25 protein-coding genes are annotated in these 26,643 nt (G+C 54.4%); 16 read left to right on the plus strand and 9 right to left on the minus strand.

What is annotated here, in order from left to right:
• Nucleotides 1–502: 502 nt before the first annotated feature.
• The 3 genes from AS19_RS00235 to AS19_RS00245 all read right to left on the minus strand — a co-directional run bounded on the left by AS19_RS00235 (nt 503) and on the right by AS19_RS00245 (nt 3,750).
• Nucleotides 503–2,599 carry a VIT and VWA domain-containing protein gene (locus AS19_RS00235; protein WP_046961595.1) on the minus strand — a complete coding sequence of 699 codons (2,097 nt, stop codon included), beginning with the start codon at nt 2,597–2,599 and terminating at the stop codon, nt 503–505.
• A gap of 118 nt (nt 2,600–2,717) precedes the next feature.
• Nucleotides 2,718–3,176: a hypothetical protein gene (locus tag AS19_RS00240; protein WP_101234994.1), complete on the minus strand. Its 459-nt coding sequence runs from the start codon at nt 3,174–3,176 to the stop codon at nt 2,718–2,720.
• Nucleotides 3,177–3,264: 88 nt separating this feature from the next.
• On the minus strand, nt 3,265–3,750 hold the full coding sequence (locus AS19_RS00245; RefSeq protein ID WP_011587346.1) for a YajQ family cyclic di-GMP-binding protein: 486 nt from the start codon (nt 3,748–3,750) through the stop codon (nt 3,265–3,267).
• A gap of 220 nt (nt 3,751–3,970) precedes the next feature.
• On the opposite strand from AS19_RS00245, the gene AS19_RS00250 reads away from it, so the two are divergent.
• From AS19_RS00250 to AS19_RS00260, 3 genes are all read left to right on the plus strand, one after another.
• The gene (locus AS19_RS00250) at nt 3,971–4,930 is read left to right on the plus strand and encodes a hypothetical protein (RefSeq protein ID WP_011587347.1); all 960 of its coding nucleotides are present in this window, start codon (nt 3,971–3,973) and stop codon (nt 4,928–4,930) included.
• Nucleotides 4,931–4,943: 13 nt separating this feature from the next.
• A complete protein-coding gene (locus AS19_RS00255; RefSeq protein WP_046961596.1) occupies nt 4,944–5,210 on the plus strand; it encodes a hypothetical protein in 267 nt (88 codons plus the stop codon).
• A gap of 300 nt (nt 5,211–5,510) precedes the next feature.
• Nucleotides 5,511–6,242 (plus strand): glutamine amidotransferase, encoded by a 732-nt coding sequence (locus tag AS19_RS00260; RefSeq protein ID WP_011587349.1) that lies wholly within the window; start codon nt 5,511–5,513, stop codon nt 6,240–6,242.
• 192 nt (nt 6,243–6,434) lie between these two features.
• Here the strand turns inward: AS19_RS00260 and AS19_RS00265 are convergent, their stop codons facing one another.
• Nucleotides 6,435–7,139, minus strand: coding sequence for a DUF4197 domain-containing protein (locus AS19_RS00265; RefSeq protein ID WP_011587350.1), 705 nt, complete (start codon nt 7,137–7,139; stop codon nt 6,435–6,437).
• 112 nt (nt 7,140–7,251) lie between these two features.
• Between AS19_RS00265 and AS19_RS00270 the strand changes: the two genes are divergently transcribed.
• From AS19_RS00270 to AS19_RS00310, 9 genes are all read left to right on the plus strand, one after another.
• Nucleotides 7,252–7,872, plus strand: a complete 621-nt coding sequence (locus AS19_RS00270; RefSeq protein WP_035459661.1) for a DapH/DapD/GlmU-related protein — start codon at nt 7,252–7,254, stop codon at nt 7,870–7,872.
• A gap of 250 nt (nt 7,873–8,122) precedes the next feature.
• A complete protein-coding gene (locus AS19_RS00275) occupies nt 8,123–8,728 on the plus strand; it encodes a TetR/AcrR family transcriptional regulator (RefSeq protein ID WP_011587352.1) in 606 nt (201 codons plus the stop codon).
• A 63-nt stretch (nt 8,729–8,791) separates the two neighbouring features.
• Complete coding sequence (locus tag AS19_RS00280; protein WP_041704549.1) at nt 8,792–10,678, plus strand: MFS transporter; 1,887 nt, start codon at nt 8,792–8,794, stop codon at nt 10,676–10,678.
• Between the two features lie 157 nt (nt 10,679–10,835).
• Entirely contained in the window at nt 10,836–11,495 is a 660-nt protein-coding gene (locus tag AS19_RS00285; protein WP_101234992.1) for a hypothetical protein, read from the plus strand.
• 3 nt (nt 11,496–11,498) lie between these two features.
• Complete coding sequence (locus AS19_RS00290; protein ID WP_011587355.1) at nt 11,499–12,755, plus strand: hypothetical protein; 1,257 nt, start codon at nt 11,499–11,501, stop codon at nt 12,753–12,755.
• Between the two features lie 163 nt (nt 12,756–12,918).
• Nucleotides 12,919–13,455, plus strand: coding sequence for a cytochrome b (locus AS19_RS00295; RefSeq protein WP_011587356.1), 537 nt, complete (start codon nt 12,919–12,921; stop codon nt 13,453–13,455).
• Nucleotides 13,456–13,588: 133 nt separating this feature from the next.
• Complete coding sequence (gene arfB / locus AS19_RS00300; protein ID WP_035459646.1) at nt 13,589–14,005, plus strand: alternative ribosome rescue aminoacyl-tRNA hydrolase ArfB; 417 nt, start codon at nt 13,589–13,591, stop codon at nt 14,003–14,005.
• 452 nt (nt 14,006–14,457) lie between these two features.
• Nucleotides 14,458–15,828 carry a hypothetical protein gene (locus AS19_RS00305; RefSeq protein ID WP_011587358.1) on the plus strand — a complete coding sequence of 457 codons (1,371 nt, stop codon included), beginning with the start codon at nt 14,458–14,460 and terminating at the stop codon, nt 15,826–15,828.
• A 391-nt stretch (nt 15,829–16,219) separates the two neighbouring features.
• Complete coding sequence (locus AS19_RS00310; RefSeq protein ID WP_011587359.1) at nt 16,220–17,176, plus strand: NAD(P)-dependent alcohol dehydrogenase; 957 nt, start codon at nt 16,220–16,222, stop codon at nt 17,174–17,176.
• 21 nt (nt 17,177–17,197) lie between these two features.
• On the opposite strand, the gene AS19_RS00315 is transcribed toward AS19_RS00310, so the two are convergent.
• Entirely contained in the window at nt 17,198–17,665 is a 468-nt protein-coding gene (locus AS19_RS00315) for a hypothetical protein (RefSeq protein WP_011587360.1), read from the minus strand.
• Between the two features lie 37 nt (nt 17,666–17,702).
• Entirely contained in the window at nt 17,703–19,877 is a 2,175-nt protein-coding gene (locus AS19_RS00320; protein ID WP_041705193.1) for an OsmC domain/YcaO domain-containing protein, read from the minus strand.
• 208 nt (nt 19,878–20,085) lie between these two features.
• On the opposite strand from AS19_RS00320, the gene AS19_RS00325 reads away from it, so the two are divergent.
• Entirely contained in the window at nt 20,086–20,550 is a 465-nt protein-coding gene (locus tag AS19_RS00325) for a bacteriohemerythrin (RefSeq protein WP_011587362.1), read from the plus strand.
• Between the two features lie 153 nt (nt 20,551–20,703).
• Here the strand turns inward: AS19_RS00325 and AS19_RS00330 are convergent, their stop codons facing one another.
• The 3 genes from AS19_RS00330 to AS19_RS00340 form a co-directional block, all read right to left on the minus strand.
• Nucleotides 20,704–20,940, minus strand: coding sequence for a DUF5062 family protein (locus AS19_RS00330; protein WP_035461606.1), 237 nt, complete (start codon nt 20,938–20,940; stop codon nt 20,704–20,706).
• 344 nt (nt 20,941–21,284) lie between these two features.
• Nucleotides 21,285–21,986: a fumarylacetoacetate hydrolase family protein gene (locus AS19_RS00335; protein ID WP_011587364.1), complete on the minus strand. Its 702-nt coding sequence runs from the start codon at nt 21,984–21,986 to the stop codon at nt 21,285–21,287.
• Nucleotides 21,979–23,373 (minus strand): FAD-binding oxidoreductase, encoded by a 1,395-nt coding sequence (locus AS19_RS00340; RefSeq protein ID WP_035461604.1) that lies wholly within the window; start codon nt 23,371–23,373, stop codon nt 21,979–21,981. The genes AS19_RS00335 and AS19_RS00340 overlap by 8 nt, the downstream gene beginning before the upstream one ends.
• A gap of 142 nt (nt 23,374–23,515) precedes the next feature.
• Between AS19_RS00340 and serA the strand changes: the two genes are divergently transcribed.
• The 3 genes from serA to AS19_RS00355 all read left to right on the plus strand — a co-directional run bounded on the left by serA (nt 23,516) and on the right by AS19_RS00355 (nt 26,634).
• Entirely contained in the window at nt 23,516–24,745 is a 1,230-nt protein-coding gene (serA, locus tag AS19_RS00345) for a phosphoglycerate dehydrogenase (protein ID WP_011587366.1), read from the plus strand.
• Nucleotides 24,746–24,871: 126 nt separating this feature from the next.
• Complete coding sequence (locus tag AS19_RS00350; protein ID WP_011587367.1) at nt 24,872–26,239, plus strand: COG3014 family protein; 1,368 nt, start codon at nt 24,872–24,874, stop codon at nt 26,237–26,239.
• Complete coding sequence (locus AS19_RS00355) at nt 26,236–26,634, plus strand: YcfL family protein (protein ID WP_011587368.1); 399 nt, start codon at nt 26,236–26,238, stop codon at nt 26,632–26,634. The genes AS19_RS00350 and AS19_RS00355 overlap by 4 nt, the downstream gene beginning before the upstream one ends.
• Nucleotides 26,635–26,643: the final 9 nt, after the last annotated feature.

Genomic DNA, 26,643 nt, shown 5'->3' on the forward strand with positions numbered 1-26,643 from the left:
CCGATTGTTGATGAAGTGTTTAGATAATGAGAAAAAAGGGAAGAGTTAAGGGGCGAGGAATGGTGATTACCGGAACGGAGAGTGAAATCAGCCTTAATATAGTGTCGGCCTGATGTAGCACGCAAACGTGCCGTTTATTTACTTCTGGTCTTATGTTTCTTCGTTTAGAGAGGCTCTTTTACTGGGTGGGGAATTGGCTATGTCAGGCACCGCATTTTCAATCCCATCGCTACAGTATCAGTTGTAAGCGTCTCCATTTTCTTGGCGGTGTGCTTTATTTTGGGGGGGAGCAAGTGGGTTTTTAGTGCGATATGAATTAGCTATGGCCGTAATGAGTGCGAGCCGGGTGGCAGCCCTCGACGGGCGGGATCTCAAGATACAGTCGAAAACTTAACCGTTCACGTGTCAGGTTATGCTGCGCACGTAAGGCGTGTTCAGAGGCCCATAATGCAAAAAACCGCTCAGCCATAGCCGAGCGGAATGCCCATCAGCCATTAACGGGCTAGTGTCGGCGACGTAACCTTCCGCCGATTAGCAGGATCAAAAAGGGGAGCAATGCCCCCATACCGAAGGCACCACCGCTTCCTCCACTGCCACTGCTATAAGACGGGCGATTACTGTTATACATGGGTTGGCTGTTGTCTACGCGATTACCGCTAGGTGCACTGGCTTGGCGTTGCGCTTTTGCCCGCTTTTCAATCTCCCGACGTTTGGTGTTGCGGCGATCAATGCCGTACTCCTTAAATACTTCCTCACGTAGCACCACCATGGAGGTGTAGTGGGTGACCAGCCCATATTCTATTCCCAGATCGGTAATCCCCTGTTGGAGATCTTTTTCCTCACCGAAATACTCTATTTCCTGCTGCATGTCCTGAACAGTGGCGTAAGCCCACAGGCGCTCGAGTTCCGGGTTATTGCCGCCCTGGGCGGGAAAATCGAAGCGGGTTTTGTAGGTTTTTTCTTGCCCGGCCACCTCGGCGCGAAGAGTGATTTTGGCGGGGCCGTCACCCCAATAGTGGCCGAGCAGTACGATTTGGCGGCCGTGGTAAATGCTACCAATGCGTTGGGGTTGTAGGTCTGCGGTGCGAATGCCATCGATATCGATCTCCACGTCATTCATGGCCTGGTGGGTAACCTTGCTGGTGGCGTTGAGAATCTGTCCGGCAATGTCGTCGCTGTTGGAGACGCTGATGGCAAAACCGTTGCTGGCATCGGTCATGGCGGTGAGCATGGGCCGGTTAGCACTGTTACCCATGACAAAGGTGAATAACCGAACGTCGTGATTTTCCAGAAGGTCGATAAAGTCTTTCTGTCGGGTTTTACCTACGTTAGCTACGCCATCGGTGACGAGCACGATGCCGGTGGGCCGGTCTGCGTCCAGCGGGGTCAGTGCCAGGCTTAAGCCTCCGAACAGGTTGGTGCCACCACGGGACTGGAGCTGCATGATTTTTTGGGTGTACTGACGAATATTATTGGGTGTGGCATCTACAAAACCGCTAGTGAGTTCTTCGGCTCGGTCATCGAATAGAACGATACGGAAGCGGTCGTTGCCACGCAGTTTTCCCAGGGCCTGGCGGACGCCGTCGCCTAGAGTCGCCAGTTTGGCATTCATGGAGCCTGAAATATCCAGTACGAACACCCAGTCGCTACCGGTGGTGATCGGGGGCAGGTCGTCCCCTGGGGTAATGCTCAGCATGAAGGTGCCGCGGTCTTTGCCCGGTGCCTTATACGCCACTAGATCGACGCTGCCGGGCAGGTCTTGCTGGTGACGCCAGTAGACAACGATGTCTTGGTCCAAGGTGAAGGCGCTGGGGGGGTGGCCATTGGTTGCTGGCGGAGCGAAGTTGTTATCGCCCTTTTCACTCCTTCCTTCCCCTTTAATGGTGGTGCTTGCGTTACGGTTATCCAGTGTCACTTGCCATTGCTGCGAACCAAGCTGCTGGATCTTCGCCTGAGGGTGCTTGGGCAGACGCAGGGCATCCACCGGATAGCTGCTGCGCAAGTTAAGGGTAAAGCTGAAGCGTTCTTCTACCTTTTCGTTGGTGGTCCAGAACGCCAGTTTCTTCTCGTCTACACTGCCTTCTTCCAGCGGATATACATAGCGGCCGATGCCGTTGTCCACGAAGGCCGGTTGCATGTAAACCAACCGCACGCGAGTGTCCTGGCCGGCGCGCACTGGTTGCACTTTCACATCGAAGGCCTTGAAGCTGTCCTTCTCGGTGAGCCCGGCCTCGCGACCAGCGGCTTTTTCTTGCTCGTAGACCTGGCGGGCCTGTTGTTTTTCCAGTACTTCACCGATCACTGGCTTGCCATCGATCCACGCGGTGAATTCGGCCACGGTGCCTTTTTCGGGAACAGGAAAGCGGTAGTAAGCTTCCAGGTCCTGGTTATTCGGATTGTGAAAAACCTGCTCGACTTCGGTGATGGCATAGCCGTCTTCCACATCCACGGTGACATGTTGCTCGCGAATCTGCAGTGGCGGCAGGGAGCTGTTCGCTGGGGTCATCAGCCCTGCGGCTAGGGTTGGGTTGGTTAGCAGGCAGCCAAACAGCAACGCCAGGCCGGCCGCAAAACGCGTGTATCCGTTCCTGAAACCCATGATGGTTCTCCTTGTTATGAATCATGGGCACTGTTTTACCTGTGGCGGAGGGCTTTGTTAAACGGCGTTCATTAACAAGCCATGTCTTGGGGTGTTCAATAGGAATTGATTTTGCGGGTTATCCCTTTTGTGTCAGTTGGTTACGGGTGGCGTCTAGTAGAGCAGCAAAATCTGGGCGGGCGATAATCGCCAGAACCAGAGTATAAACACCGTTGAGCAGGGCTAGCAGGGCATCCGCTTGCATTAGGCTAAGAGCGATAACAATCATGGATACCGCATCGAGAATGCCCAACAGCATAAACATGCTGGCTTGAACCTTGAATACCGCCGTGTCCCCGGCAGGGTCAGCGGGGGTGGTGGTTTGAACCGAACGCTGGGCAATGGTGGAGGGGGCTAGCAGTGCATTACGCAGCGGCCTGGCAATCACTAGCATGAGTGCCATGGCGCCCATGGCCCCCGTGCGTAGGGTGTCTTGCGGCAGCCATTCTATGGAGGCCGTGTAGTTACCGAACCAGACTAGGCCGGCAATGGCTATGCCGATCAAAAGCGGTGCTGAGAGCACCAGAAACCAAAACATATTAAGTCTCTGTACGGCTGAAGTAGGCGCGGACATAACACTATTCCTGTAATCGGTTGCTGGTGCTTAAGGGGTTGGGGGGCGCGGCTTAATCTCTAAAGTTATTAAATTGCAGCGGCGTTTCGATTTTCGATTCTCGCAGCAGGGCCATTACGGCCTGCAAGTCATCGCGTTTTTTGCCGTTTACTCGTACTTGGTCGCCTTGAATAGATGCCTGCACCTTGATCTTGCTTTCCTTAATGAGCTTGACGATTTGTTTGGCCACGGGCTGGTCGATGCCCTGACGGAAAGTCAGTGTAAGCGAGAAGGTCTTGCCGCTGTGCTCAAGCTCTTCGGGTTTGTCGGCACCGGCGGCGCTGATGTTCTGCTTCAGGCAGGCTTTGGTAAACAATTCTTCCAGCTGACGTACCTGGAAATCGGATTCGGTTTTCAGGGTAACGGCCAAGCCGTTCTGCGCGATGCTGGCTTCTACGCCACGGAAATCAAACCGGGTGGAAAGTTCACGGTTGGCGTTCTCCACTGCATGGCGAAGGGCCACTTCATCAATCTCGGAAACAATGTCAAAAGACGGCATGGGGTTGGGTCTCCCTGTAATGGCTAGCAGGCAAGTATACGCGCCCTAAGCAGAAGGAGCATGCGCCTCCTATACGGAGGATTAAGGGCTCACTTCAGATAACGGTAAATTGGTACGTTTGCAGTATAGTTTACCCGGCACGGCCCCTTTATGTTGAGCAGGGCGCCTCACGGCTACACCGTAGGCAGCGCTGAAAATGACAACGCCAAGGAGGCACCTTATGCCACTTAAGGAAAGGCTGTCCGCTGACAGCTTGATGGAATCGTTCCCGGGTTCTCGGGATCTATTGACTCGTCTGGGCCTGCTCGGAGCCCAAGTATCCCGCAAGATCGCTATCGACCAGGTCAAGGTTGATAGTGGCATGCTCAGTAATCTCAAGGTCGACAAGGTTTCGCTGGGTAGCGCCAGCATTGGCACCCTAAGTGTGACTAACGGCTCGGCCAGCCTCAATAACGCCAGTGCGGTTCTCAATCAGGTGCGCAGCATTGTGGAGTTGGGTTTACGGCTGGATTGGGAAATCGATCTAGGCTGGATTGGTAACTGGGATGGCAGTGAAAGTCTTGGCAGCCTGGATGTCCCGGTGGATTTGGGCACTATTACTATTCCCGACCTGGCTGATATAGACCTGCAGATTCCGGCCATCGACATCCCAGGTTTGGTTGCCGATATGCAGCCGATCCGTGACTTGGATTTGGGGAGCTTGGAAATTGCCGGAATGCGGTTAGACAAGTTGGGGCTGCCCAGTGCCGGTTTGTCGGTATCCGGCATGGGGATTGGTGAATTATCGCTTAGCTCGTTAAGCGTACCCGCCGCTGAAGGTGAGTCACTGCGGGTCAATCACGCTGCACCAACCGGACAGCTTAAGCTGCCTGGCGCTAGCCTCAGTAATGTGAATATTCCTTCTATTAGCTTGCCCAGCGCGCAAAGTGGTGCCTTTGATGCCGATGCCACTGCCTCCGACAAATCGCTGACGGTGGACCTAGGGATTCTAAAAGTCACCATTGCCGTCACGCCAACGGTCCATCTCAATGTGGGTAGCATGACCCTCAAGGATGCCCAGTTGTCGGCGAAGTTGGGTAATGTTTCTCTCAACGAAATTAGCTTGCCGGTGGCATTGGAGGGCATCTCTGGTGGCGGGCTGGGCCTGAGCAGCATTAACGTCAGTAAGCTGACATTCTGAAAAGGAGTTCAATATGTCTTTGAGTCACAAGGAGTTCGAGAAGCGTTGGGAGCAGGCTCATCGCCAACAGGGCCCGCAAAAGAAAAAATCGTCGATTGCACCGGTGGTTCACTTGTCGGTGATCTCCGTACTGGATAATTACATGACCCAGTTGCATAAGGCGGTGGAAGGGCATGCCTTGAGCAAGGAGGAATGCGATGAGGTCTGCAAGAAAATTGCGGAACTCAAACCGCTGGCCAAGAAGGCTGACGGCAAGGCGGCCAAGTATTTGAAGGTCTGAGCCTTTGGGCCTCTGCTTTGGCGGGGCCCTTTCCTTAACATTCAGCTCGGTGCTCTCCTCGTTTGACGTTCTGTCGGCAGCGGTGATGACCGGTCATCCTCTTCCCTCATTTAGCCGGGCTTATACTCACCACGATATGCCCCTGTAATAAAAAAGGTGGGCGGTAAGCCGCACGCTTACTCTCGACCGCGTAAGGGGGTTTCAGAGGCCCCCTAATTCTCTCTTTATTCCCGCGTTTCAGTCTATTACTGAAAAGTTGGTACATCCCTTGCTGAGGCTCCTTCATACAAGGAGAGTATTATGAGCAGCCTCAAGCCAATCGCGATTATTCAAACCGGCCATACCTACCCGCAAATTCGCCAGCATTATGGCGATTTCGATGACTGGATAGCCCAGGGATTGGGCCAGTTATCACCCGTGATACGGGTGGATGCCATTAAGGAGGGGCCGCTGCCTGCCCCGGAATCGCTGGCAGGTGTGGTGATTACCGGCTCTCACGCCATGGTCACCGAGGCGAAACCGTGGATGAAAAAGCTGGCCCACTGGCTTTTTTCTACCCTAGAGAACGCCCAGCAGTTGCCAGTGCTGGGGCTGTGCTTTGGTCACCAATTGCTGGCCCAGGTGCTGGGCGGGGAGGTGGCGGATAATCCCCTGGGGATGCAGGTGGGCACCGTGCCGCTGCGGTTTACTGCGGCTGGGCAGCAGGATGCGCTGTTAGGCGCCATGGCTGGTCACCCGTGGGCGCAAGTGGTGCACAGGCAGTCAGTGCTTACTCCTCCCCCGGGCAGCACCGTGCTGGCCAGTAATGTGCACGATGCCTGCCAGGCGTTCCGTTATGGCGAACGGGTATGGGGAGTGCAGTTCCATCCTGAATTCAGTGCAGATGTGATGCGTTCCTACTTGCAGAGGTTGAGTGGCGAGGGCTTGATGCAGCAACAGGTAGATACGCACCTTCAGAATGTGCGCGAATGCCGGGATGCCAGCGCTATCCTTGCCCGGTTCGCCCAGCTAACGTTAGCGCAGGTAGCGTAAGAGCAGTGACAAACCGCAGCGCAGTATGGCTCGGATTGGCATTAATGTTACCTGCTGCCAGTGTTTGGGCTCGCCGGCACAGCGCTTTAGGTTGTGCCGGCATTGTCATCTTCACCGCTGGAAGCTCGTTACGTTCCAGCGCCTCATCTTCAGTCACGCCGCCAGCGATGCTCCTGCAAGAGTTTTGGCTGGCTAGTTAGCGTTGCCAAATACTGCTCCGATCAGAGCGCTACCCTGCTGCATGGGGTTCTGCCGAATCAAGGTTTCCTGCTCGCCGATGCGTGTGTATAGCTCATTCATGCTGTTGTCGATAACGTAGCTTTCCAGATCGAGATTGGGCTTGTTGGTAAGTGGTAACTTATTATAGGTGCCCAGCATTGTTTGGTATTGGTCATAAAAACCGGTCTGGCGCAGGTTATCTTCCACGATGGGCTGGAAGCGCTCTCGCAGGCTACTCTCGGTCTCGCCACGGAAGTAGGTGGTAGCGGCGGTGTCCCCGCCTTGAATGATTCCTAGGGCATCCTCTACGCTCATAGCGTTGATGGCGTCTTTGAATACGGGGGCGCCGGACGCCACCGCCTTTTCTGCGCCGCGGTTCATGGCCGTTTCCAGCTGATCCACGTAGCTGCCAAGGCCAAAGTTACGCAACGTATTGGTAACCGGATCTGCGCTTTTGGGCAATTTCATATTCATGGCCCCTTCCTGAGACAGCTGGTTGGCGGCCACATCGGTGCCTTTGATGAGGGCTTCTTTGATTCCGGCAGCCAGTTTTTCGTCGGTGTTGTAACCGGCATTTTTGGCCATCTCGTTGCCCATGTTGATCCAGGGCATGGCTGATTCCATATTCTGACAGCCGGCGAGTACTAGGGTTATTGCAAAGGGCAGTAGTTTCTTCACGGTGTTCTCCTTGTCTTCGGGCGTTATGCTACTGCAAGGGCGGGGACTGCTAAACTGCTATTTTTTGTATAGGGACTTCTACAGCGTCGTAGGCTGCCGGCCAGGGGGCTCAATGAGTGAAGACGATTACCGTGAACAACACAAACAACGTCTTGCCTACATGCCTTGGCTGTATGGTCGCTTGAAACTCAGGCATCGAGCTTGGGTGGAGCCCTGGCAGCAAGGGATCCAGCAGCGGTTGATGGCGCTGGAAACGGTGCATTGCGGGACGGATTGCTTTGTAGCGCCACAGGCGGTTCTGTTAGCCGAGCCGGGTCGCGATATTTTCGTGGGAGATGGCTGCCAAATTGCCGCTGATTGCGTTATTCATGGCCCTGTTCGGTTGGGGCAACGGGTCAGTATTAATCATCATGTGAGCCTGGAAGGTGGGGCAGCGGGTATTGAGATCGGTGATGACACCCGCATTGCCGCCTATTGCACCCTTTTTGCGTTTAATCATGGCATGGAGGCGGACCGGTTGGTGCGCGAGCAGCCGGTGAGCTCCCGTGGGATTCGCATTGGCTGTGATGTCTGGATTGGTGCCCGGGTGGGCATCGTTGATGGCGTTACTCTGGGGGACCATGCGGTGGTAGGCATGGGGGCGGTGGTCACCCGTGATGTGCCGCCTTGGACCATCGTGGCCGGTAATCCCGCCCGTCCCATTGGCCGCCGCCCGGGGGCTCCATCCTGCTGAGCACGCTATGTGATACTCGGTAACCGCCCTTTATTAAACGATGTTTAATCGTTGTATTGATTGAACACCGTATGAAAGAGAATAATGACGCGGGTGCCCGGCAAAGAATGGCGCGTGATGGAGATAGTCTGGCGTGCTTGTAACGAGAATAATGGTGCATTGGCCAACAAAGGCCGTTCACTATCGTATGGCCATTGTTTGTCTGATGCCGGCTGTATGTCTAAAACAAAAAAATGATTGAGCATTAACTATGGCACGCCGAAATCAACATAGTCGTGAAGAACTTCAGGCACTGGCAATCGAAGCGGTGCGTGAATTGGTCGCAGAGCAAGGGCTGGCCAAACTCAGTGTGCGCAAGGTCGCTGAAAAAATACGTTATACCCCGGGGATGCTATATCACGTTTTTACCAATCTTGATGACCTGATTTTGCATGCGAATGCGGCCACTCTCGATATCTTGTTGGCGGATATGATGGCACCGGCTGATCTGGCCCCTTTCCAAGCATTGCACCAGATGGCTAGCGCCTACTTGAACTTGGCACGCACGCAAACTGCCCTGTGGCAGATGGTCTTTATGCACCGTATGCAACATGAAGCGCCCGTGCCGTCTTGGTATCAGCAACGCACAGGGCTGTTGTTCGAGAGAGTGGAACAGCAAATGGCTCGGATGGCGGGCCGGCAGCCCACCGAGGCGGTCCATCTGGCAGCCCGAACTCTGTGGAGCAGTGTTCATGGTATTGCCGTATTGGCGGCGGAGAACAAACTAGAGGTAACCGGTGATGTGGATGAACAGGCGATGTTGGATTCGTTGCTGGAAAATTATCTGAAAAGCTGGGCGGGACTGGAGAGCAGTTGAGAGTGCAAATTTTAGCTCGCCTATTGAAACTGATGATGGCGACAACGGAAAAAGGAATAAACAGTGAAAAAAGGGTTGTTTTCATTATTGGTTTCACGGCGTTTCGGGCCGTTTTTCTTTACTCAATTTTTGGGCGCCTTTAACGATAATGTGTTTCGCCAAGCGCTGATTCTTCTTATTGCTTCTGGCGTGGTTAGCACGGTCAGCGTCAACACACTGAACAATGTAGCGTTAGCGCTGTTCATCGTCCCGTTCTTTTTATTTTCTGCCCTAGCTGGCCAAGTGGCAGACAAGTACGACAAGGCAACCCTGGTGCGCAAGATCAAGATGGTAGAGGTGTTCATTATGTGCGCCGCCGCAGTAGGGTTCTTTTTTGATGGTGTCTATTTTCTGTTGGCGGTGCTGTTTTGTATGGGCCTGCAATCCACTTTTTTCGGGCCGATTAAGTATTCGATTATTCCCCAACATCTGACAGACAAGGAGTTGGTTTCTGGCAACGCGTTGGTGGAAATGGGCACCTTTCTGGCGATCCTGCTGGGCTCCATTTCTGGCGTTTTTCTGAAGATGGACGGCGTGGGCGATGGCGTGGTTGCCATGACCGTGGTGGGGCTGGCGCTGTTGGGTTACCTGGCTGCTAGAGGGATTCCTGCCGCGCCGGCAGCGGATTCATCCATCAAGATTAACTGGAATTTGTGGAAAGAAACCTGGCACATCGTTGGCTATGCACGGGAAGTGAAATCCGTGTGGATGTGTGTGCTGGCGATTTCCTGGTTCTGGTTTATGGGGGCGGCATATACCACGCAGCTGAAAGTCTACGTGGACGATTATCTGTTCGGTACCGATGGTTTGTACGCCCTGCTACTGGGCACCTTTTCCGTGGGGATCGGCTTAGGCTCATTCCTGTGTGAAAAGCTCTCGGGCAAACGGGTAGAGCTGGGGCTGGTGCCGTTGGGGTCTATTGGCTTGAGCGTGTTCGGTATCGATTTGTTCTTTTCTTATGCCGGGTTGGCAGGCGTTGGCTCGGTAACGAATAATAATATCGGCGTTGCCAGCTTTCTACAGCAGCCTGGTGGTTATCGGGTGCTACTGGATCTGCTCGGTATTGGGGTGTTCGGTGGCTTCTATATTGTGCCATTGTTTGCCTTTATCCAGCACCGGGCCAACCCTAAGCACCTGTCACGAATCATTGCCGCCAACAATATCCTTAATGCCTTGTTGATGGTCTTGTCCGCGGTGGCGGGTATTGTCTTGGTTGGTTTGTTGGAAATAACGGTTCCACAGTTTTTCCTTGCCCTTGCGCTGAGCAATATTCTGGTGGCTGCTTATATTTATACCGTGGTGCCGGAATTTCTGATCCGCTTGTTGGTGTGGATGCTTACCCACACCATGTACCGTGTAAAGCATACGGGAATGGACAATATTCCGGATGAAGGCCCCTGCATGCTGGTCTGTAATCATGTGAGCTACGTGGATGCATTGTTGTTGGCAGGTGCCATCCGCCGTCCGGTTCGTTTTGTCATGTTTAAACCGATTTACGATATGCCGGTGCTAAATTATATTTTCCGCACCGGTAAGACGATTCCGATTGATTCCAAATCCCGTAACCCGAAGATTTATGAACAGGCATTTGTGCGTATTCGAGAAGAATTAGCAGCCGGGGAGGTGGTGTGTATTTTTCCAGAAGGCCGGCTAACCGAAGATGGCGAGATTGATGAATTCCGTGCCGGGATTGAAAAAATTGTTAGCGACAGCCCTGTGCCGGTGATTCCGATGGCCTTATCCGGACTGTGGGGTAGCGTTTTCAGCCATAAGGGCGGCAAGGCCTTGACGCATCTGCCCCGTCGTTTCTGGTCACGTATCAAATTGGCCGTGGGCACAGGCGTCTCGCCCCAGGAGGTGCAAGCCAGCGACTTGCGCAAACGCGTTTTAGCACTGCGAGAATGCCCCTGATAGTGCTTTCGTTGCGTAAAACATACGCACGGTAACTTGGCAGCCAGGTAAAAAGACCGGAAACTTAACAATAAAAGGGTGCACTGTATTCTTTGCGGCTAGGCATAGAGCTGACGCCAGAGTGTGCCCATAACGACAATAACAACAGGGAACCAACGTGCCTGATTCTCCCCTCTCGCCGGCCTCACTGCGGGCGCGAATTCAGCAACTATTACTACAGTTGCCTCCCGTACAGCGGGCGGATGCCCGCTACCATGAGGTAGAGCATGAGTTGTTGCACGGGCTAAAACAGCGCCTGGAAGCACTTCATCATCCAGGCGAATTGGAGGGTAGCCCGCAAAACTTGCATCAATTACTGGGTGTGTCCATAGAGCAGAGCGTTCCCCAGGCACAGACCATGCTGGTTGAACGGCATTTGGCGAGCTTAACCGGTGATGAAGCTCGATTGCTGGCGGCGCTTTCGGATGGCAGTGCCTTTGCGCTTCTCACGCTTTATAGCGGCAGTCGCTTTTCCCGTGGCGAAGTCCTCTACCGTTATTCCAACGCCGGCCGGGCTGCGGGGATTCAATGTAACGACTTCATTGCTCTGTACCTGAACCATTTGTTTGCTCAAGGGTTAGTTATCGCTAGCGATTTCACCGAATCGCTGCGAACGGATTACGAATTGTGTGAAGGCGACAGTGATTTTCGTAAGGCGCAGGCAGAGTTGCAAATTCACTTGCCGAAGCTGTCTATCCGCAGGGAAACCCTGCGAATTAGTCCTTTGGGTCGCCAGTTATGGACGTTAATGACCACCCCGGCGGACATTGAGGAGTAGCCCGTGATTACCGATCTCAACCTGATATTGGCTGATGTGCAGGCCAATTGGGCGCTCTATCTGTCCATGCCTTTTGTGGCCGCCGCGATTGGTTATGGCACCAAGGTGGTGGCCATCAAGATGATGTTCAAACCGCTTCAATTTGTCGGCTGGCGGCCATTTTTTGGTTGGCAGGGCATTGTGCCCGGCAAGGCGGCTACCATGGCCAGCATTGCCTGTGACCTGATGATGGAGCGATTACTGAAACCGGAGGATGTATTCAATAAACTGGATCCTCATCGGGTGGCAGAGGAAATTCGTGAGCCCTTGATTCGCTCGGTGGAAGATATCACCCGAGAAGTGGCTGCAGAATATCAGCCAGGCCTGTGGGAGGCCGCGCCGGAATCGGTTAAGCGTTTAATTATTAAGAGAATCCAGAATGAAGCGCCGCACATGGTCGAACAGATCATGGAGGATATTAAAAATAACATCACCCGGGTTTTCGATCTCAAAGATTTAGTCATCAATGCTCTGGTGCGTGACAAAGAGCTGCTCAACCGCGTGTTTTTGGAGGCCGGTCATGTGGAATTCAAATTTATTCGTAATTCCGGCATTTATTTCGGTTTTGCCATCGGCCTTATTCAAGCGGTGGTGTGGGCCTTTACCCATAACATCTGGGTGATCCCCCTGTTCGGGTTGTTTACCGGTTGGTTCACAGATTGGCTGGCCCTGAAAATGATCTTTAACCCCAAAAAACCAGTGCGGTATCTGGGATTGTTTGAATGGCAGGGTCTGTTTTTGAAGCGCCGTAAACAGGTTGCGGCTCGTTACGGTGAGTTGGTGGCTAGCGAAATTGTTACTCCGGCTGCCGTGATTGAAGCGATTCTCAAAGGGCCCATGTCAGACCGATTATTCGGGCTAGTGCAAAAGCAGGTACAACGGACGCTAGATGAGCAGTCCGGGGTGGCTAAACCGCTGGTGGTGTTTGCGGTGGGCAGTACCAAATATCAGGAAATGAAACGCTCGGTATCCGAAAAAGTCATGCAGTATTTGCCTGAAACACTCAGCCATATGGAAGCCTATGCAGAAGAAGCCATGGACCTGAAAAACCTCATGGTAGAAAAAATGCAGGAACTGACCGAAGAAGAATTCGAAGGGTTGTTACGCCCGGCTTTTCAGCAGGATGAATGGATACTGATTACTGTGGGGGCGATTCTCGGCTTCCTTGTGGGTGAAATGCAGGTTCATGTAATGATCCACTTCGCTGTCCCGGTCGTCTGATTCGGTGTGCGCAGGTCGGTGCTCAGCTCGGCCTGCGGCTTAACGTTCAGAACCGCGAGAGCATTCCATATTGCCTGCACATTTGTCTGTCATAGTTTATAAATAGCATTTAATTATAACTAAAGACCTTAGGCCGCCCTGTGCGACCTACTAGGAGAACTTCATGTCGCTGAACGATTCCCCCACGCGTTACGGCAGCCTCACCCGATTGTTGCACTGGAGCATGGCTCTATTGTTGGTTTGGCAGTTTTTGTCGGCTTTGTCTCACTATGCTTTTGAAGACACAGCGTTTGAAACGTTTTTCTGGCCAACACACAAACCTCTGGGGCTGGTTTTGATGGTGTTGCTGGTGATTCGCTTGGGTTGGGCGCTGATCAATCTGGCCCGCCGCCCGCCTTCCCTCAGTCTGGCTGCGAAATGGGGGCATCTGAGCCTGTACGGATTATTGTTCATAATTCCGGCCTTGGCGTTGTTGCGCCAATATGGCTCCGGTAGAGCCTTTAATCCTTTTGGGATTGAGCTGATGGCGGGCTTCCAGGGTGACAAGATTACCTGGATGATAGAGCCAGCAAACCTGCTTCATGGGGTATTAGGTTGGGTGTTGCTGGTCATGATAATTGGCCATGTGGGCATGGCTTTGCTGCACCGCAAACAACCCGGTCAGCTTAACGTGTTGCCGCGTATGTGGGGCAAAGGCTGATTGTTTTCTTTGTGCTGGGCTTCCGTGCTGCTGATGCCGTAAGAGCGGGTATTGGCGTGCGGCACCAGGCGAGATAATAGTCATTGCTGTTTCTTGTTGTTAGGCTGGCAATCCCTTTGCCGCAGTTATGGTTATGCTTCAAGTCAGTCGTGATTTACAGATTCCGGACAACGAGATCGATCTACAAGCGATTCGCGCCCAGGGCAGTGGTGGCCAAAACGTGAACAAGGTCGCCTCGGCGATCCACCTGCGTTTCGATATTCGCGCTTCCTCCCTGCCCGACCGCTACAAGGAAAGACTGTTGGCGTTGAGTGACCAGCGCATTACTAGTGATGGCGTAGTGGTGATCAAGGCCCAGCAGTTCCGCACCCAAGAAATGAACAAGGAAAATGCCCTAGCCAGGCTGGCCCAGTTGATAAAAAGCGTGACGGTGGAACAAAAACCCCGCAAGGCCACCCGCCCTACCCTGGGGAGCAAACGCCGCCGCCTGGACAGCAAGACCAAGCACGGGAAAACCAAATCCCTGCGTGGCAAAGTGGATCCACACTAGGTATTGCTCACACAGACTGTGCGGGTGATTCGCAGTGTCCCGGTGTTTGTTGTTCCCTCTCTCATCGCCATCGCCATCGCCATAGGTTCTCTGCTGTTGGCACCTGGAACCGTTCAAGCCGCGCGGTCTGTGGCAGGCGCAACAGGCTAATGTGCTATTAATCCCGGTGCAGTCGCATAACGACGGTGGTATCAGGCCAAGGGCTTGCTCATGCGTGCCGGTTTCGTGCCTATTATACTGAGCTGCCGGCACAGTATAATGCGCTCTCCGCCGGAACAACGGCGGCAGGTGAGGGCTGATTAGCTTGCTGTGCCGCGGGGCGTTGCAGGCGCAGCCTTGTAATCGGTGGTGTATGAGCAACGAGTCAACACGGGAGGCGGAATACCACATGGTTGGCTGACCGCGGCTCGCACCTGGGCAGAGGGAAGCGGCGCTGGCCGCGCTGGAGAACTATGCTAATAATGCGCAACGCACTGACGGTACTGTTGCTGAGCCTGTCGCTCACCGGGTTGGCTGATACTGATTGCGAAACCGGGTATTTTGCTTTGCAGCAGGCCTTGGCCCGAGCCGGCATTGGTGATGCGCAGGCACGAACGCTGACAGGTTTTCCTCACTTGGGCGTGAATCGTTGGTTAGCCTTTCAGCAGCGCAAGGCCGTCAGTGAGCCTCAACAACAGCAGTGGATTCGTTTGGCTACAGCCAAGGCCTGGCGAGATCAGTCCGTTCTGGTTCAGCGGCTAACCACGGATAGTGATGGATTTTCCCCGCAAACAGCGCAAACATTGCTGGCCTCCTGCCTACCGGTGCTCGCCGCCCGAACAGATTTTTCTGTGTTACCCCAAGCCGAAATTCCGGACAGTTATGCTACGTGGTTGCGGGTAGCCGGGATGTACCCTCTTATGGCCTGGCTGGCCACAGGATCGATTGATGATTACCACCGAGAAATGAGTGCGCGTTTTCGTGATCCGGCGCGTCAACCGCGGCAACAGTTTTCGCCGCCTACGGGCGGCACTGTGCCGGTGGCGCCGGACGTATTGTCGGCGAATCCGCTGCGCATACCTTTGCCGGATACAGAGCAATGGCAGGCAATGTTATCGCACTACGCGCCGGTTGTTGCGGTGTCCGACACCCAGCCTTGGAATGTGCCGGGGCAGATTCAGCTAGATGAAACGCATACGCCGGTAATCCGCACTGAGACACCTGTCAGTTATACTTGGCCAAGCTGGACCCATTTTCGTGGCAAAAACCTTCTACAAATCAACTACCAATTTTGGTTCAGCAAGCGCCCGAAACGTGGTTGGCTGGATACTTATGCGGGCTCTCTTGATGGGGTGATTTGGCGGGTGACCCTCAAGCCCAATGGCAAGGTGCTGTTTTACGACAGCATTCACCCATGTGGCTGTTATCACAAAATTTATCTTGTCGACCCGACGTTGAAAGCGGCAGACATAGAGGGTGATAAGCCGGTGTTCTATCCCGGCTACGTGGTGGATGCTTATGATCAACGCATCACTCTGTTGCTGGAGCCAGACACCCATTATCTGGTTCGCGTGACCCCGACATCAGATCTCTTACCTACCAGCTCCTATCAGCTGGCTGATGCCAACGCGCTCCGAGCGTTGAAACATCAAGATGGTACTGTCGCCAGCCTGTTCAATGCCCGTGGGCTTGTGCCAATCTCAAAACGGGCAGAGCGGTTCTATTTATGGCCCATGGGAATACCGTCTGCCGGCGCCATGCGCCAGCCAGGCGAGCATGCGATCGCGTTCAAAGGTCGTCGTCATTTTGATGAAGCAACCTTGGCAGAAACATTGTTTGAATAGTACGCCGAGCTTTAGAGAAAGCCTCTCGCCTCTGCAAAAGCCCCAAAATCCAGTGTGGTTCTTTCGTGGCCGGTCGCTGGCAGGTCTGGTGATTGGAATTTGCTATGGTGTTAGCGGCTCAGCCGGCTAGTAGAGCGAGCATCATGAGTGAAGCTATACGAAAATATAGGGCTCTATCCTGCACTGTTACGGTGTAAGGATAAACGTTCGAGACATTATGATGAAAAAGAATCCTGAGCCCTGTAATAAGTCGCTTATTTCCAGCAAAGACGGCGGATAGCAACGTTATTCATTGACACAAACTGCTTATCCCTTTGGCGTTATAGGATTGCTCACCTTCTCTTGCCCTTTGTTAAGCTTGGGGCCGTATTAATGCCTCAGGAGCTAAACCATGAAAGCCATCGCTACCACCGGCTGGGGCCTCAAGCCCACCCTCTCCCTGATTGAGACAGATGCTCCAGGACGATTAAAAGCGGATGACGTGCTGGTGGCCGTCCATGCGGCGTCGGTTAACCCCAAGGATTGGAAGCTGAACTACAATTTGGCGGTGGCAGCGAGCCCGGTGATGGTTAAACAACTAAAGCCCCTGTTTGGTGATGACCTGGCAGGCATCGTGGTGGACACGGGTCCTAATGTTAGTGACTTTGAGATCGGTGATGCGGTTTATGGAATGGATATGCGCCTGCGAACCGCATCGCTGGCAGAGCTGACCCTGATTGATCAGCGCCGTATTGCAAAAAAGCCGGAGAACCTGTCATTTACTCAAGCCGCCGCCATGCCTCTGGCCGCCCTCACCGCGCTGCAAGGGTTGCGTAAAGGGAAAGCGGAAGCGGGGAAAAAGGTATTGATTATCGGCGCGTCTGGTGGAGTGGGTAGTTTCGCCGTTCAAATAGCGAAAAACCTGGGCCTGCATGTCACCGGTGTGTGCAGTGGTCGGAACACCGATTTTGTTCGTGAGTTAGGGGCGGATGCGGTGATTGATTACACCCAGGGGGATTACCGCCATTCGGCAGGTGAGTTCGATCTGGTATTCGATGTGACATCTTATGAAACGCCGCTAACGTGTGCCGCGCTGTTGGGCAAGAAGGGCTACTTCATTTCCACTGGTGGCGATGGCAAATCTATGTTGGCCACCCCGCTCTATCGGCTGTTGGGCAAAAAAGCCGGCACAGTGGTGGTCGAATCTTATCGGCGTGATCTGGAAACACTAAAGGCCATGGTGGAAGCGGGTTCTTTGACACCAGTAATCGATAGCGTTTTTACGTTGGCAGAGAGCGAAGCGGCCTATAACCGCAGCCGTTCCGGCCGCTGCCGGGGAAAAGTGGTTATTAATGTGGCTAACGCCTGACCGCCGATAGCGTTGGCAGGTCTATGGTCCGGTCGCGTCGGTTAGCCGCACGGCAACCCCTGTTTCAGTATTCCCTGCCCTTGAACCGAAAAGAGTTACCCACTGATTCTTTACCAGAAGCAATGTGGCCTGTGCGGTGCTATGCCCTCGTTGGCTGGTGCTGTAGTCACCAACGAACTGGAAGCGGAATTGGTCAGGCTGCTCAGGGTCCGGCTGTATGGCGTAGCCCAGAGTGAACGGTTCAGAGGCAATGAACCCTTTATCCTCAATATCCACAGCAACGTTCAGGGCGTCAGCTGAAGCCATGAATGAAGGCAAGGGACGTGTTGAGCGACCATCGGATGCAGTGACCGCGCACTCACAATAACGTATCTCCATTCGTAACGGTTTGGCAGAGAGATAGGTTGCCATTGCCGCTGTATCGGCCAGCGCAAAACCAGGCACCAGCAGTAACAACACCGACCAAAACCGTTTTGCTATTGTGCTCATGATATTTTCTCCGCGTTGATCTGGCTTGTTTCAAGTCTTATTTTGCCCGTGCTGCGTGCAACTTTTTATAGCTTTCGATTAGGCGTTGGTGTTTTTCCAGCCCTTCCAGTTGCATATTGGTGGGGGTCAGGCCGGGGAAACGGAGGCTGCCTTCAACAGCGCCAATGACGGTTTCCAGGGTATCTTCACCGTACATGCGCCCCAGGTTTGTGCGGTAGTCATCCAGTGACAACTCTTCGTCCAGGGTAATTTCCAGTACCGCATTAACAGCTCGGTAGAACAGGCCGCGTTCCACGGTGTTGTCGTTGAACTGAATAAACATGTCCACCAGCTCCAGCGCATCTTCATGGCGCTGTAATGCCAGATAGATCAGCAGCTTCAATTCCAGAATAGTGAGCTGGCCCCATACGGTGTTCTCATCGAACTCGATACCGATCAGGGTGATGATGTCGGTGTAGTTATCAATCTGGCTTTCTTCCAGCCGTTCCACCAGCTGGCTCAGCTGCTCATCGCTGAGGCGGTGCAAATTGAGAATGTCCTCGCGGTAATCCAGCGCCATGTTGGTGTTGTCCCATACCAGATCTTCCACCGGGTACACCTCGGAAAAATCCGGCACCAAAATCCGGCACACCGGTGCGCCTAGCTCTTCGTAGACAGCCACGTAGGCTTCTTTCTCCAGGCTTTCGAGAATGCCAAACAGGCGCGCGCTTTCTTCTTCTGTAGTGCCAGAGAAATCCCATTCGCAAAAAGATTCATCGGCCTGGGCACTAAAGAAACGCCAGCTCACGACCCCGCTGGAATCAATGAAGTGTTCCACGAAATTGTTGGGCTCGCAGACTTCCTGGCTATTAAACGTGGGCGGTGGCAAATCGTTGAGGCCTTCGAAGCTGCGACCTTGCAGCAGCTCGGTAAGGCTGCGTTCCAGTGCGACTTCGAAGCTTGGGTGGGCACCAAAGGAGGCAAAAACCCCGCCGGTGCGCGGGTTCATCAGCGTTACGCACATAACCGGAAACTGCCCGCCTAGAGAGGCGTCTTTCACCAGTACCGGGAAACCCTGTTCCTCCAGGGCGGTGATACCTTCAACAATGCCGGGATACTTGGCCAATACTTCTTGGGGCACATCCGGCAGGGCAATCTCTTCTTCAATGATGTGCTTCTTCACCGCCCGTTCAAAAATTTCCGACAGGCATTGCACCTTGGCTTCGGCCAAAGTATTGCCGGCACTCATGCCGTTACTCAGGAACAGGTTTTCAATGAGATTGGAGGGGAAATACACGGTCTCGCCGTCGGACTGGCGAACGAACGGTAATGAGCAGATGCCCCGGTCGGCACGGCCGGAGTTGGTATCAATCAGGTTGGAACCGCCCAACTCCCCTTCCGGGTTATAGATGCCCAAACAGTAGTCATCCAGAATGCCCTCGGGTAGCGCGTCGTTGGGCCCGGGTTTGAACCACTTTTCGTTGGGGTAATGGACAAAGTTGCTGTTGGCGATCTCTTCCCCGAAGAACTGGTCGTTGTAGAAGAAATTGCAGTTTAGGCGTTCGATGAATTCGCCCAGTGCTGAACATAGCGCGGCTTCCTTGGTGGCGCCCTTACCGTTGGTAAAGCACATGGGGGAGGCGGCGTCGCGCACGTGCAGAGACCACACATGGGGAACGATGTTGCGCCAGGAGGCGATCTCGATCTTCATCCCCAATTTCGCGAGGATCGCGGTCATGTTGGCGATGGTCTGCTCCAGCGGCAGGTCTTTGCCTTCAATAAAGGTACGGTGGGCCTCGTCCGGTTCCACCATCAGCAGGGCCTGGGCGTCTTCGGTGAGGCTGTCCACCTGCTCGATCTGGAAGTCAGGCCCGGTCTGGACCACCTTCTTCACCGTGCAGCGATCAATCGAGCGAAGTATCCCCTGGCGGTCCTTGTCGGAAATATCCTCCGGTAGCTCAACCTGAATCTTGAAGATCTGGTTGTAGCGGTCCTCCGGGTCAACGATGTTGTTCTGCGACAAGCGGATATTATCGGTGGGGATATCCCGCGCCTTGCAGTACACCTTCACAAAATAGGCCGCGCACATGGCCGACGATGCCAGGAAATAATCAAATGGGCTGGGTGCTGAGCCATCGCCCTTGTAGCGGATGGGCTGGTCTGTGATGACAGTAAAGTCGTCGAACTTGGCTTCCAAACGAAGGTTATCGAGGAAGTTGACGTTGATTTCCATGGCGGGGCTACCGAGTCGAGGAATGGCTGTGGCGGTCATTATCCCGCTTTTAACCCTCACCGTCTGTAGGAGGACGGTTTTCTCGGCTGTGGACTTTACTCAGCACACTGCTGTTTAAACATTGATCTATGTCTACATCGGCTACCCTGCCCGCTGCTAGCGTAAAGCCCATATTGCTTGCCTCCACACCACTAACCGGAGAGGGATCATGCGCCTCGTATGGGGCCCGGCCTATGAACTGGGCATTTTGGTCATCGACCAGCAGCATAAACGCATCGTGGATTACATCAACGACCTAGACCGTCTAGTCGGCCAGCCTGGCGCCCAACTGGGCGTGGCCCGAGTGCTCTATGATCTGGTGGACTACACCGAATCCCACTTCAGTTTTGAGGAAGCACTGATGGAGCGGGCCGGCTACGACAAGCTGGATGATCACCACTCTCAGCATCGCAAGTTCATCTTTCACATTGAGTCCCTGCTGCGGCGTCATGAAGAGGGTGTCGACGTGGCAGAGTCGCTATTGCGGGTTTTGGAAAAGTGGCTGTTCCACCATATTCTTGAAGAAGATCGTGCCTATACGCAGCAGGTGCGGGATTTTGTCGACGGTATTGGTCGTGAACGGCTGGGCGGCTGGGTCAACGAAAATTTGCGAAAACACTTTCGGATGATGTAATCACGGTTAGAGCGCTATTTCACAGAGGATAATAGCGCTATCAACGACCGTAATTTGGGCAGCGACACCGCTGCCCTGCTCGCTATTATTTTGCTGGGTACGGTGTTTGCCGCGCGTAAGACCCAGAGCCCATAGCACGGCGTTATTGTTTCATTACGGTTGTTTAGAGGCCCAGATCGCCAGCTTGTGCTGAATCGTGGGTTGCGACACCTGGTCCTCTGGTAATGGCTGGATGATCTTGTCATGGACCAGCAGGCGATAAATATAGAGCAACTTCTCGGAGGCAGAATCGGTTGCTTCAAATTCCACCACGCCGCGTTTCTCTGCGTAGGCGACCCCTATCTGTATGGCTTTCTTGACCAGCTCTTTCTCGTTTTTCAGTTTCTTCATGGGGCTTGCCCTCACTGCTAGCTCAATGTGCAGCTTGGCACAAAGCGGCTTGGGGCATAAGTGCGGGTGTAATGAGAGGGGCTAGGTGGTTTGATCGCTGAGCGATAACCTGTTCTGACATACGCCGTATGCCGCCCTTGGGGGCTTCGCGATGTAAACATTCATGCTCAGAAATCTCACAGGCAGTTTTGCTTTGGTCATCACATAGAGGCGCGTTGCGCCTCACTATGGCTCCAAGGCTACTGGAGATCCCCGTATTCAACACCGTGTTTGGCGGTTTCGCGGTTCCTGGGGTGCTCCCATCATGAGGGGCCAGGAAGGCGGCGGCGGGAGTTGTGCCGTTATCAGGCGACGGAGCCAAACACCTGAATGATGTTGCCCAGCCTGGCGGTGAACTTGTCGCCGCTGTTCAGCGGACCGACGCCGGCGGGGGTGCCGGTGAAAACTACATCGCCTGGTTCCAAGGTGAAGGTCTGGCTGATTTCCGATAACAGCTCGAAGGTGGGGAACAGCATTTGGCCGGTGTGGCCGTGTTGTTTTACGGCGTCGTTAAGTTCTAGGGTAACGCCCAGGTCCTGGCGCACCGAGATACCGCGGGCATCGATAAAGCCGGATACCGGGGCGGCGCCGTCGAAGGCTTTGGCCCGTTCCCAGGGGTGGCCTTTTTCTTTCAACTGGTTCTGCACTTCGCGCAGGGTCAGATCCAGGCCGATGCCGTAGGCGGCGACGCTGAAGCGCACGTGATCCAGGCGGGTTTCCTTACGGATGCGTTTGCCGATCAGCACGACCATTTCCACTTCATGGTGCACCGGCCCTTGCCCTTCGGGCAACACTAGCGGCTCGTGCAGGCTGGTTAGTGCGGTGGCGGGCTTCATAAACAGAATAGGGGCATCCGGGGTTTCATTGCCCAACTCTTTGGCGTGGTCGGCGTAGTTGCGGCCCACGCAGACCACCTTGCCCACCGGCATGTTCATGGCGGAGCCGTCGATCCAGCGATGTTGGTAACCGTCCGGGTCTACTTGGATTTCGTTGATCTCATCAAACATCGAACAGTTTTCCCGGGTTCATCACATTGTTGGGGTCGAATACCTGTTTCACCGCTTTCATGCAGGCGATTTCTTCCGGGCTGCGGGAGTATTCGAGGTAGGGTTTCTTGGTCATGCCCACACCATGTTCGGCGGAAATCGAGCCGTTGTATTTCTGCACGATCTCGAACACCCACTTGGAGACGTTATTGCACTTGGCGAAGAAGTCTTCCTTGGGCAGGTCTGCTGGTTTGAGGATGTTCAGGTGCATGTTGCCGTCGCCAATGTGCCCGAACCAGACGATTTCGAAATCCGGGTAGGCGTCTTGCACCACGGTGTCGATGTCTTCGACAAAGTCCGGCACTTTAGAGACGGTGACGGAGATGTCGTTCTTGTAGGGGGTGTGAGGGGCGATGGATTCGGAGATGCGTTCGCGCAGCTGCCACAGCTGATCCAGCTGCTGTAGCGACTGGCTCATGACGCCGTCCAGTACCCAGCCTTCTTCCACGCAGCGTTCAAAAATGGCCATGGCCTGGTCGCCAATTTGTTCAGACAATTGCTCGAATTCCAGTAGGCAGTAGAACGGGCATTCGGTATCGAAAGGCTTGGCGACACCGTGTTCCAGCACGTGGGCCATGGCCTTGTCGGAGAAGAACTCGAAGGCGGTGAGGTCGATGTCCTGCTGGAAGGCATGGAGGATTTTCATTACTTCCCGGAAGCCTGGCGCGCCCAGTACCAGGGCGGTCAGGTCTTTGGGCTCGCGGGCCAGTTTTACTGTGGCTTCTACCACAAAGCCCAGGGTGCCTTCAGAGCCGATAAACAGGTGGCGGAAGTCATAGCCGGTGGCGTTCTTGATCAGGCCCTTGTTCAGGTCCAGTAGTTCACCCTTGCCGGTGACCACTTTCAGGCCGGTGATCCAATCGCGGGTCATGCCGTAGCGAATTACCTTGATGCCACCGGCGTTGGTGCCGATGTTGCCGCCGATTTGGCTGGAGCCGGCGGAGGCAAAATCGACCGGATAGAACAGACCTTTCTGTTCGGCGAATTCCTGCAGCTGCTGGGTAATGACGCCGGGCTGTACGGTGACGGCGCGGTCGAATTCGTTGAAATCGAGGATCGTATTCATACGATCAAAGGCCACGACTAGCTCATTGTTGGCGGCGACTGCGCCAGCGGACAGGCCGGTGCGACCCCCGGATGGCACGAGGTGCAAACCATGCTCGTTGGCGATTTCGACGATCTGTTGCACTTCCTCGGTGGTTTCCGGCAGTGCCACGGCACAGGGTGCCGGTGCCCATACCTTGGTCCAGTCGACCCCGTAACGTTCGGCGCTTTCCTGGTCGGTGAGGCAGCGATTGCCAAGCAAATCAGTTAGTTGCTCTAAGGCAGCATGGGCAAGGGCAGTCATCAACAGGTCTCCTGAACGGGTTTAACCGGGGGGTTGAAACGGGTTCACGCTGACTTGAGCAGAAGTACAGCATGGGTTGCTCTCAATTTGAGCGCGCTATGTTAACATACGCGCCCATTTCACAGGCTACCGAGACAGAATCATGGCCGATACTTCTCTTGAGAAGGATAAGATCCGCGTTCTCCTGCTCGAGGGCATCCACGAAAACGCCGTGGAGAACCTGAAAGCGAATGGTTACTCCAATGTGGAGCTGCTGCCCACCGCGCTCACCGGGGATGACCTGACTGCCAAAATCAAGGATGCTCATTTTGTTGGCATCCGCTCCCGCACCCAGCTCACCGAAGAGGTGTTTGAGGCAGCGGAAAAACTGATTGGCGTTGGCTGTTTCTGTATTGGCACTAACCAGGTAGACCTGAAGGCCGCCCTGAAGCGTGGTATCCCGGTTTTCAACGCGCCTTACTCCAACACCCGCTCGGTGGCGGAATTGGTGATTGCTCACACCATCAATATGATGCGCGGCATTCCGGAAAAGAATGCGGTTGCCCACCGTGGTGGCTGGCTGAAGTCTGCCAAGGACAGTTACGAGATCCGTGGCAAGACCTTGGGTATCGTGGGTTACGGCAACATCGGTGCGCAAGTGAGCGTGTTGGCTGAATCCATGGGCATGAGAGTAAAGTTCTACGACGTGGTACCTAAGCTGCCGCTGGGTAACGCTGAGCAGGTGGGTACTCTCACTGATCTGCTGGCCCAGTCTGATGTGGTGAGCCTGCACGTGCCGGACACTGCTGATACCCGCTGGATGATTCAGGAAGAGCAGATCCGTGCGATCAAGCCCAAGGGTTACCTGATCAATTATGCGCGCGGCAAGGTTGTCGACATTGAAGCGTTGGCGGCGGCCCTGAACGACGGCCACCTGTTGGGCGCGGCCATCGATGTGTTCCCGGAAGAGCCGAAAGGTAACGATGACGAGTTCATCAGCCCGCTGCGCGAATTCGATAATGTGATTCTGACTCCGCACATTGGTGGCTCCACCAAGGAAGCCCAGGTCAACATCGGTACGGAAGTGTCCGAAAAGCTGATCCGTTATTCCGACAACGGCGCTACCTTAGGTGCGGTGAATTTCCCGGAAGTGGCTCTGCCCCCGCATCCAGATATGCACCGCCTGCTTCACACCCACAAGAACGTGCCCGGCGTGCTGACTCAGATCAACACGGTTTTCTCCGAAAATGGCATCAACATTTGTGGCCAGTACCTGCAAACCAACGAAGAGATTGGTTACGTGGTTATTGATGTGGATAAGGGCTACAGCCAATTGGCGCTGGAAAAGCTACGCACTATCGACGGCACCATTCGTACCCGGGTGCTGTTCTAGGGCATAGAGCTTGCGGTATACATGCGCCGGCATATTGTGCCGGCGATATGTGAACTGCTCGACAAAAAGCCGGAGTCAGGCTAACTTGCCTGCTTCGGCTTTTTTCTTGGGGCGTACACTAAGACCATGAATTTATTAAGGAAGGGATGCCTGTGGGTGGCGTTGTTGGCAACGCTGAGTGGGTGTGCCACGAACTCCCTGTTCGTCTCTTACCCCAGCCAGGCACAAAAATGGAAAGCCACATTGGGGAATGAGGCTGCCAGTTTGGGGACCATGCAGAAATTGGAGAAAGCCACCGCCGGGGGCGATGGCGTGTTGTATCTTCAAGAGTTAGGCCGGGTCGCGCAGCTCAATGGCCAGGGTGAGGTCAGCCGTAATGCCTTTGCCGATGCGGTGTCCAAATACGATGCTGAAGACGCCAGCGCGAAAATCCAAGTGTCCTCTCTAGCCGCCAGCGGCACCTCTTTGCTCACCAACGATAATGCCCGCCCTTATGTGGCACCGGACTACGAGCGCATCTTTACCCGTGCCTATCAGGCCATGAATTATTGGGCTGAAAACGATGTCACCGGCACCGCTGTAGAATTGCGGGCGGCGGCACTGGAGCAGCGGGTGTCGGCCAGCAAACGGGAAAAGGAAATCGCTAAGGCTGAGGAAAAGGCGCAAGAGAACGACGTGGACGTGTCCCAGTTCGATGGTTACTTCGAGGGTATTGATGCGGTAGCCGGTGACGTTAAAGCCAGCTTCCAGAATGCCTGGACCTTCTATCTGTCTGCCTTGTTCTGGGAGGCGCATGGTGAATATAACGATGCCTTGGTCGATTACAAGAAAGCGCTGGAGATCCATTCCGGCATCGATATGATTAAGGAAGACGTGGAACGGGTGTCTAACCCAGAGGCTCGGAGTGGCAGTGATGAGGGCATGGTGGCGGTGCTCTATGAACAGGGCTTTGTGCAACCCCGGGAAGAGTTCTCCCTGCCGATTCCCACTGTCCACGGGGTGTTTTCCGTGGCATTCCCGACCTATGCGATTAGCAGCAAGCCACGCCCGGACAGCCTGCGAGTGCTCGACAGCGCTAGCCAGCCGTTGGGCGAAACCGTGGTGTTGGCGGATGTGGGCGGCTTGGCCGCGAAAGATTTGAAAGAGCGCATGCCCGGCATGTTGGTACGCCAGACGCTGCGGGCCACGGCTAAATACAACATGCAAAAACAGGCCAACGACAACTTCGGCCTATTAGGCTCATTGAGCACTCAGATTTATAATTTGGTTAGTGAGCAGGCCGACCGTCGCAGCTGGCTGAGCTTGCCAGCCTATGCTCAGGCTACCCGACTTCACTTGCCTCAAGGTGAGCACGTATTAGTGCTAAGTACCCCGGCAGGTAACAGAACGCTGACGGTTCCGGTCGTGCGCCGGGGCCTCACCGTGATTCATGCAGTGGCCGTACCTGGCCAGTTGATTACTCGCATATTACCCGTTCAGGAGGGTCCCCTATGACATTTTTACGCCCGATGTTGGCAATACTGGTAGCGTTGGTGCTGGCGGCATGTTCCGCCAGCAATAAAGGCCAGATGGAAGTAACCGAAGACGGCGAAGTCGTCACTAAGGTGCATTCCAGCAATAGCTTGCTCTCCAGCCGCATTTCCGTTGTAGACCTGCGTCAAAAGCGCGTTGGCGATTTGCTTCAGGTTCAGGCTGTATTGGAAAACGACTGGAAATTCCAGCTCGACTTCCAATACAAGTTCAAATGGTTTGATGCCGACGGTTTCGAGCTTGAGCCAGAAGCCCAGCCCTGGCGGCAGGTGGTGATGGCCGGTCGTAGCCAGAACAGTGTGCAGGGGGTGTCCCCCAACCCGTCCGCCGTGCGCTTCGAAATCTGGGTGCAGGAATAACGGTCAGCC

The sequence above is a fragment of the Alcanivorax sp. NBRC 101098 genome, from assembly GCF_001010505.1.
GTDB lineage: Bacteria > Pseudomonadota > Gammaproteobacteria > Pseudomonadales > Alcanivoracaceae > Alcanivorax > Alcanivorax borkumensis.

Coding starts and splice junctions, on each gene's coding strand:
- AS19_RS00340 (WP_035461604.1), bottom strand. CDS start 23,373: ATGACTGCCCTTGCCCATGCTGCCTTAGAGCAACTAACTGATTTGCTT.
- AS19_RS00310 (WP_011587359.1), top strand. CDS start 16,220: ATGAAAGCCATCGCTACCACCGGCTGGGGCCTCAAGCCCACCCTCTCC.
- AS19_RS00235 (WP_046961595.1), bottom strand. CDS start 2,599: ATGGGTTTCAGGAACGGATACACGCGTTTTGCGGCCGGCCTGGCGTTG.
- AS19_RS00260 (WP_011587349.1), top strand. CDS start 5,511: ATGAGCAGCCTCAAGCCAATCGCGATTATTCAAACCGGCCATACCTAC.
- AS19_RS00305 (WP_011587358.1), top strand. CDS start 14,458: ATGCTAATAATGCGCAACGCACTGACGGTACTGTTGCTGAGCCTGTCG.
- AS19_RS00240 (WP_101234994.1), bottom strand. CDS start 3,176: ATGTTTTGGTTTCTGGTGCTCTCAGCACCGCTTTTGATCGGCATAGCC.
- AS19_RS00250 (WP_011587347.1), top strand. CDS start 3,971: ATGCCACTTAAGGAAAGGCTGTCCGCTGACAGCTTGATGGAATCGTTC.
- AS19_RS00255 (WP_046961596.1), top strand. CDS start 4,944: ATGTCTTTGAGTCACAAGGAGTTCGAGAAGCGTTGGGAGCAGGCTCAT.
- AS19_RS00295 (WP_011587356.1), top strand. CDS start 12,919: ATGTCGCTGAACGATTCCCCCACGCGTTACGGCAGCCTCACCCGATTG.
- AS19_RS00315 (WP_011587360.1), bottom strand. CDS start 17,665: ATGAGCACAATAGCAAAACGGTTTTGGTCGGTGTTGTTACTGCTGGTG.
- AS19_RS00330 (WP_035461606.1), bottom strand. CDS start 20,940: ATGAAGAAACTGAAAAACGAGAAAGAGCTGGTCAAGAAAGCCATACAG.
- serA (WP_011587366.1), top strand. CDS start 23,516: ATGGCCGATACTTCTCTTGAGAAGGATAAGATCCGCGTTCTCCTGCTC.
- AS19_RS00355 (WP_011587368.1), top strand. CDS start 26,236: ATGACATTTTTACGCCCGATGTTGGCAATACTGGTAGCGTTGGTGCTG.
- AS19_RS00245 (WP_011587346.1), bottom strand. CDS start 3,750: ATGCCGTCTTTTGACATTGTTTCCGAGATTGATGAAGTGGCCCTTCGC.
- AS19_RS00320 (WP_041705193.1), bottom strand. CDS start 19,877: ATGGAAATCAACGTCAACTTCCTCGATAACCTTCGTTTGGAAGCCAAG.
- AS19_RS00325 (WP_011587362.1), top strand. CDS start 20,086: ATGCGCCTCGTATGGGGCCCGGCCTATGAACTGGGCATTTTGGTCATC.
- AS19_RS00335 (WP_011587364.1), bottom strand. CDS start 21,986: ATGTTTGATGAGATCAACGAAATCCAAGTAGACCCGGACGGTTACCAA.
- AS19_RS00275 (WP_011587352.1), top strand. CDS start 8,123: ATGGCACGCCGAAATCAACATAGTCGTGAAGAACTTCAGGCACTGGCA.
- arfB (WP_035459646.1), top strand. CDS start 13,589: ATGCTTCAAGTCAGTCGTGATTTACAGATTCCGGACAACGAGATCGAT.
- AS19_RS00270 (WP_035459661.1), top strand. CDS start 7,252: ATGAGTGAAGACGATTACCGTGAACAACACAAACAACGTCTTGCCTAC.
- AS19_RS00350 (WP_011587367.1), top strand. CDS start 24,872: ATGAATTTATTAAGGAAGGGATGCCTGTGGGTGGCGTTGTTGGCAACG.